7 protein-coding genes are annotated in these 6662 nt (G+C 33.0%); all 7 read right to left on the reverse strand.

Annotation, left to right across the window (positions count from 1 at the left end):
- Positions 1–3 precede the first annotated feature (3 nt).
- Complete coding sequence (gene nadE, locus JCM14822_RS05220) at positions 4–972, reverse strand: NAD(+) synthase (protein ID WP_172674772.1); 969 nt, start codon at positions 970–972, stop codon at positions 4–6.
- Between the two features lie 474 nt (positions 973–1446).
- Positions 1447–1638 (reverse strand): acyl-CoA dehydrogenase family protein, encoded by a 192-nt coding sequence (locus tag JCM14822_RS22475; protein ID WP_054740293.1) that lies wholly within the window; start codon positions 1636–1638, stop codon positions 1447–1449.
- On the reverse strand, positions 1635–2216 hold the full coding sequence (locus tag JCM14822_RS05230; RefSeq protein ID WP_054740294.1) for an acyl-CoA dehydrogenase: 582 nt from the start codon (positions 2214–2216) through the stop codon (positions 1635–1637). Before JCM14822_RS05230 ends, JCM14822_RS22475 begins: the two co-directional genes overlap by 4 nt.
- A gap of 61 nt (positions 2217–2277) precedes the next feature.
- The gene (locus JCM14822_RS05235; protein ID WP_054740296.1) at positions 2278–2568 is read right to left on the reverse strand and encodes an acyl-CoA dehydrogenase family protein; all 291 of its coding nucleotides are present in this window, start codon (positions 2566–2568) and stop codon (positions 2278–2280) included.
- Between the two features lie 16 nt (positions 2569–2584).
- Positions 2585–3706, reverse strand: coding sequence for an acyl-CoA dehydrogenase family protein (locus JCM14822_RS05240; protein WP_054740298.1), 1122 nt, complete (start codon positions 3704–3706; stop codon positions 2585–2587).
- A gap of 20 nt (positions 3707–3726) precedes the next feature.
- Positions 3727–5430, reverse strand: a complete 1704-nt coding sequence (locus JCM14822_RS05245) for a thiamine pyrophosphate-binding protein (protein ID WP_054740300.1) — start codon at positions 5428–5430, stop codon at positions 3727–3729.
- Position 5431: 1 nt separating this feature from the next.
- Positions 5432–6559, reverse strand: coding sequence for a prephenate dehydratase domain-containing protein (locus tag JCM14822_RS05250; RefSeq protein WP_054740302.1), 1128 nt, complete (start codon positions 6557–6559; stop codon positions 5432–5434).
- Between the last annotated feature and the right edge of the window lie 103 nt (positions 6560–6662).

Raw genomic sequence — 6662 nt, forward strand, 5'->3', positions numbered from 1 at the left:
ACCTCAATTTTCTATTTCAATGCATGCTATTGGCATTTCCTTTAAGTAATTTGTATTATTCTTCTTATTAGTAAAATCCTTAAAGATACTCTCTACTTGAGCGACTTCTAGTTCTAATATCTGTGCTGTTTCTTCTACTGAATAGTGATTATATGCATATAGTAATTTGTCGAGTAATTCTAAAGGTAATGAGAAAAAGAAATCTTCATCTGTTACAAATGCGCTACACGTATCTGGTGATGGTGGTCTATCAATGATGCGCTGATCTATCTCATTATATTTTGACATCTGATATACTTCTGTTTTATACAAATGTGCAATGACTTCAAAGTCTACACCGCCATCTCCATATTTACAGAAATTCCCAAGTTCATATTCTGAACGATTGGTAGTTCCTGCTACCGCATAGTTTACTGATTCGGCTTGATAGTATAGATTGACCATTCTAATCCTTAACTTAACACTTAATGCAGCACTAATTTTCTTGTAATCATAATAACCAAGTCGTTTCCTACATATTTCTTTACCCTCTGAATCCTCAATGACAAGTGCATATAGATTAAGCATACGTTTGGTTAATAATTTATTAGGTAATATAATCTTATATTTCATATCCTCTGTGAAATCTGGATAATATTTTCTAATCACTTCTAAAATGCTGTTATAAATATTTAGCCCTTCTAATGTAGGTGTAATTTCATTAACAACATACTTAATCCCTAGTTTTTCAGCAAGGTCTGCAGCTAATTTCTTACTTTCAGGGCTTGAATCCTTTTCTGGTAAAATCACACCTAATACCTTGTCTTTCCCTAATGCCTTCACACATAATGTAGCTGTGAGCGCTGAGTCAATACCGCCACTTAATCCTACAACAACGCCATCTTTTTTTAATAATTGTGTTGTTACAGTTTTTATACGACTACATAACCTTTCTGTTTCCTCTCTCATATGTTTTTTAAATTCTATTTTCATCTTAACTATCATTCCTTTCGCTATGCTCAAGGCACAAAAATTCATAAAAAATGTTTAAGCCCCTATACCTTTGGCAATACTTTTAGTAGGTAAACAATTATACTACAGGGCATGGGAGGAGAATTAACGATTCTTCTACGGGAAATCCCGTATCTTAACATGTGCCGAATACTTTATCCAAGTACAAATAATTGTGCCATTAAGCACGTACACTAATCTTTGCATAAGCAAAGCCTTGTTTATTATTAAGTATTCAGTCAATGATTGTTTACTTTACTTTTTTGCCTAAAGGAGTGTTTAAATGCTTAAAATTGCATATCCTATCTGTTGTGGCATAGACGTTCACAAAAAATTTGTTGTCGCTACGCTTGCCACTACTAACTCCAATAATGTTACAACCTATCAAACTAAGCAGTTTTCTACTTTTACCGATGATTTACTCAGCCTCATTTCTTGGCTTAAGGATAATAACTCCTATAAAAATTTACTAATAACCATCTTCATTTTTTCTGAGTGACCACCTGTAATTGTCATTCCTCTAACATCACGATATAAGCGTTCTATTGTATTACCTTTTACATAGCCATAGCCACCAAATAACTGTAGACACTTATCACAAATCTCATTTGCTTTTTCTGTTACATTAAGTTTAGTTATTGTTGTCATAAGCCTGCTGCCATATTACCTTCTGATGCCTTTTCTGCAGCATAATATACTGCTAATCTCATCATCTCTAAATCTGCTTTCATCTGTGCAAGTTGATGTTGTACTGTTTGTAAATATAATAAAGGTTGGTTCATAAAAGTTCTAACTTTTACATATTCTAATGCTTCACTATATGCTCTTTCAGCAAGACCTAATCCAATAGCAGAATCCCCAAGTCTCATATAAGTACCAAAAGTTAATAAAACCTTTCCACCGCCATTAACCGGTCCTAAAATATCTTCTTTTGTTAACTCTACATTATTGAAGTTGATTTCAACTAAACTAATTGTATTTAATCCCATTGTCGTTTGTTCTTGGCCAATAGTTACACCTAATGTATTCTTTAAATCCACAATCACAAATGTTAAGCGTTCCATCTCTGGTCCTTCTTCTGAAGTTGTAGCCATAACAATGGCATAATCTGCATATTTACCGCCTGTTACAAAAGATTTTGTACCATTTAAATAAACTTTGTCGCCGTCTATTTTAACCGTAGTATGACATTCTATAGTTGCTTCTGTACATGCAAGTGCCCCCATTTTTTCTCCTGTTGCACATGCTTTAATATACTTTTCTTTTTGTGCCTCTGTACCAAATAAATTAATAGGGGTACAATGTATAGTTGCAACAAGATACTAAGTGTGCTAATGAAGCATCAGATTTAGCAATTTCATTGATAATAATTGTGCTAGCCACATAATCCATTTCACATCCACCATATACAGCAGGTATTGTAACGCCGAGATATCCCATCTCCCCTATTTGTTTAAAAATTTCTTCTGAGAAGCTATTTGTATTATTTCTTTCATTGGCTCCATCTTCTACTACGTTTTTAACAAATTCACTTGTTAATTTCTTTAATTCTTTTTGTTCTTCATTTAATTGATACATTTCTTCTCCCCTCCATTTATCTATAAAAATTTAAACTAATATAATTTTTAATCTTACTTGTATGTCCACCTAAGATTGTCATAATTCGAATGTCTCTAAATGCCTGACTTAATATGTTTTCATCATAACAACTTGTCCTACCTACTAATTCAATGCACTTATTACATATCTTTTTAGCATTTTCAGTAACCTGTAATTTAACTACACTACAAGGTAATAAATCTCGCTTCTTATCACCACTAAATAATCTTGCTAAATAAAATACGCCTAATCTTAGCCACTCTATGTCTGCTTTCATCTGGGCTAGTTCATATTGTATTAACTCATAATTTTCTAACTTTTCTTTGCCATATTCCTTAAAGTACTTATGCACAGTATTATAAGCATTTTCACAAATGCCAAGACTAATAGCTGCATTAGAAAGACGCATAAGATTTGTTGTATCCATGATAATGTTGCCACCTTCTCCTAATGCTTTTAATATATTTACTGGTGTTATAGGATAATCACGTATATCCATGTCTGCAATCTTAAGCTTATTAAGACCCATAGTTACTTCAGTTTCTCCAAGATTTACTGCTTGATGATTGATCTCTATAATAACTACACTCATATTAGATGTATTGCTCACCAAATCCTTCGCAGCTTCTCCGCTTGTTACTAACGTCAGTGCGTAATCTGCTTCTCTAACATTGGTTAACATTGTCTTGCTACCTTTCACAACGAATGCATCTTCTTTTTTATATAAAATAGAACGTACATCTGTAGCATTTTCATTACAGCCTAAGACACCTTCGCGCTCCCCACTTATTATTGAAGGCAAATACAAACTCATTTGCTCATCTGTTCCATACTTGATTAATGGATAACAAAATCCAAAATTAGTGGTTGCTATTTTATGTGCTAATGAAGGATTAAATTTAGCGATTTCATAAATCATAATTGTCATGCCCATCACATCAAGCTTCTTATGCTGTATAACTTTTTGAAAATCTGCTACATTTACCCCTTCTTTAGCAAAAGTTCTCATAATTTGCTGGGAACATCCACTATACGATTGCCATGTTTCATAATTTTGATTTATTACATCTTTAATCTGCTTATATAGATTCATTTCTTCATCATTAAAAATAAACATTTTTTCACCTAATTTAATCGCTATTTTTGCCTACTTAAACTTTCATTAAAACATGTTGTACCTGGGCTATAATCATCTTCATCCATTATTAAATTGAAACAACTTGTTACTTGATTGGTATAGTTTTCTGCTACTTTACTTTCAAAGTCTTCCTGATTATCAATTGTAAAGCCTTGACCACCTAAAGCTTCTACAATTAAGTCATATCTTACATCTTGAATATCTGTAGCACCTAAATGATCATAAAGTAACTTTTGTGTACTCTTACATAATCCCCATGTACTATCATTATGAACAAAGATCTTCATAGTAAGACCAGTTCTTCTAAGTGTATCTAGTTCGATTAGATTAAATCCAAATGAACCATCACCAGTATATAAAATGACATTTTTGTCTGGATTAGCAACCTTCGCCCCTACAGCTAAAGCCACCCCCGTTCCCATAGGTCCATATTGACCATCTGGTCCGATAATTAATTGACCTTCTGTTATGCAATTAAGCATTAATGTAGCCCAAAACATAGCGTTAGAACCATCAATGACAAGGATTGTATCTTCAGCCATGTACTGATTTAAGAATTGAAGAGTTTTGAACGCGTTTAAATGTCCTTCTACATCTACATTCTTTTCCTTAGCCAAGTTTTGGAAAAACATTTTTCTACTTAACTGTACTTCTGCTAGCCATCCTTCATAATCAAATGTCATCTCGTGTGCATCTATTATTCTATTAGCTAATGCTAAATTCGCTTTAATATTTCCTAATACAGCAAAATCTACATTTGCTCCTGTAATGGCATATTCTTCTTCTACTTCATTCATACACACAAACTTACATTCTGGGTTAAAATATAATGGACTAAATTGCCCCATTTGATAATCTACATTAACCCCTATTGCTAAAATCAAATCTGCTTTTTTATAAGTTAGAAGCTGTGGTCCTCCTTCGATTACACGTCCAGCCCCCATACAAACTGGATTCGTATCAGCTATTATTCCCCTCGCCTTATTAATGGTATAAGTCGGAATGCCTAATTGATATACAAATTCTATAACTTCCTCTTTTGCGTATGAATAGTAAGCTTCATCCCCTATGATTGCAACAGGTCTCTTGCTTTCTTGTACTAACTTTAATAATTGTAAAACTTGCTCATTTGTAGCCTGCATTACGCCACGATTAGCAAAATCATTAGGCATCACTAAATCTGATATATTAATAGTTCTTTTTAAAATATGAATAGGAATTTCTAGAACAACTGGGCCTTTTCTACCTGTATTAGCCATTTGTATGGCTCTAGAAATATATTCAGGGATACGTTCTGTAGTAGGAACAGTCTTACTCCACTTTGTATATTTACTTATAGTTGCTAACTGATCCACATCTTGTAATACCCCTTGTTCTTTGCTAGCTGTAACCACCGCACCAGTAATAACTAATAATGGAGTCCTTGCATAATACGCTTTCATAATTCCTGTAATCGTATTTGTAAATCCTGGCCCGCCGCTTACGACTGCTACCCCTGTTTGCCTTTTCACTTGAGCCCATCCATCTGCCATATGTACTGCGCCTTGTTCATGTCTAGTTGAAACCACATTGAGCCCATATTGCTGCGCATTAACTAATATAGGTGATACCTGATTTCCTACAAGTGCAAATATGTCTGTAATACCTAAATTAACAAGCTCCTTTATAACCAATTCTCCTCCAGTCACTTCATATTCTGACATGCTATTCACCTCTTTCTAAAACTCTAATTGTATAGAGAGAGGAATCTGCCTGATCACAAATCACTTTGTAGAACTGTGACTTTGGACAAACATATACCTTTAATGGATCCAAAAGCTGCTGACTCTCCCCACTAATAGCCATATTTCCTAATGAAAAAATATACTCACCCTTTTCCAAGAAAATATCTACCACCTCTAATTTAGGTTGTATCTTTGTAATAATTTTATTTGTTACATAAGTTTTTATTATTTCGGTTTCATCTTCTCTAACTTGTTTTTCTGTAGTTATATTTGCTTCTTGCTCTTTCATTTCTTTGATATCAATAGAATAAAATTCTGTAAACGGATCTGCTGAATGCCTTTGATTGCTGCCTACATAATAAATGCTATTTTCACTTATATTAATTTTTTCATCTTCTACCCCTAATATAAATGCCCCTTTTAAACCATACACGACTTGTGCTTCTAAATGGGAATGACCAGCAAATCTAGAATCTGCTCCTATTTTGTTAATGATGATTTCATCATCTTCTAATTTAACGATTTCTTGTATATTTCCATTATCAAACTTTTTAATTATCGAAACACATTTAAACAAATTCACCTTTTGATCTATCCTTTCTAATACATTCCAACTCATAGGTACTACCCCAAAGTTTTTGATACATCTTAATTTATAATTATTCATGCAAATTTCTGTAGTTAATGCTGCATCCACTTCTCCATCTACTAACATCTGTGCAGATTTACTATTACTTGTAGAATAAATAATCTCAGCTTCTGGAAAACTAATTTTCACCAAATTACTTGGTGAAGGATGTGTTGCAACACGTTTGATTTCTGATTCTCCTTCTCCCTTTACTGCAATTACGAGACCTGGTGTGTTATATATAAAAGAACTAGTAATTTTAACTTTATCTAAGTTACTAAATAATATATTCGCAAACTTTACATACGCCGATGGAATAATCACATATTGAACTTCCGACTCTTTTAATTTCTCAACAGCCTCTTCAAATGTAGTATATAAAATTAATTCACCCTCTAGATTATTTTGTTTCATAAAATAATTTGCACAATACTCACTACAGGTTCCCATTGGCCCTAATGTCCCTATTATTGACTTCATTCCTCACCACCCCTTATTTTATATATAATTAATTTTTCTTATTATTTTGAAATTATATATTATTTTGAAATTATAGTCAATTTCTCGCCTTTAATATTGCATT

It is taken from the genome of Cellulosilyticum ruminicola JCM 14822 (assembly GCF_001311925.1).
Classification (GTDB): Bacteria; Bacillota; Clostridia; order Lachnospirales; family Cellulosilyticaceae; genus Cellulosilyticum; species Cellulosilyticum ruminicola.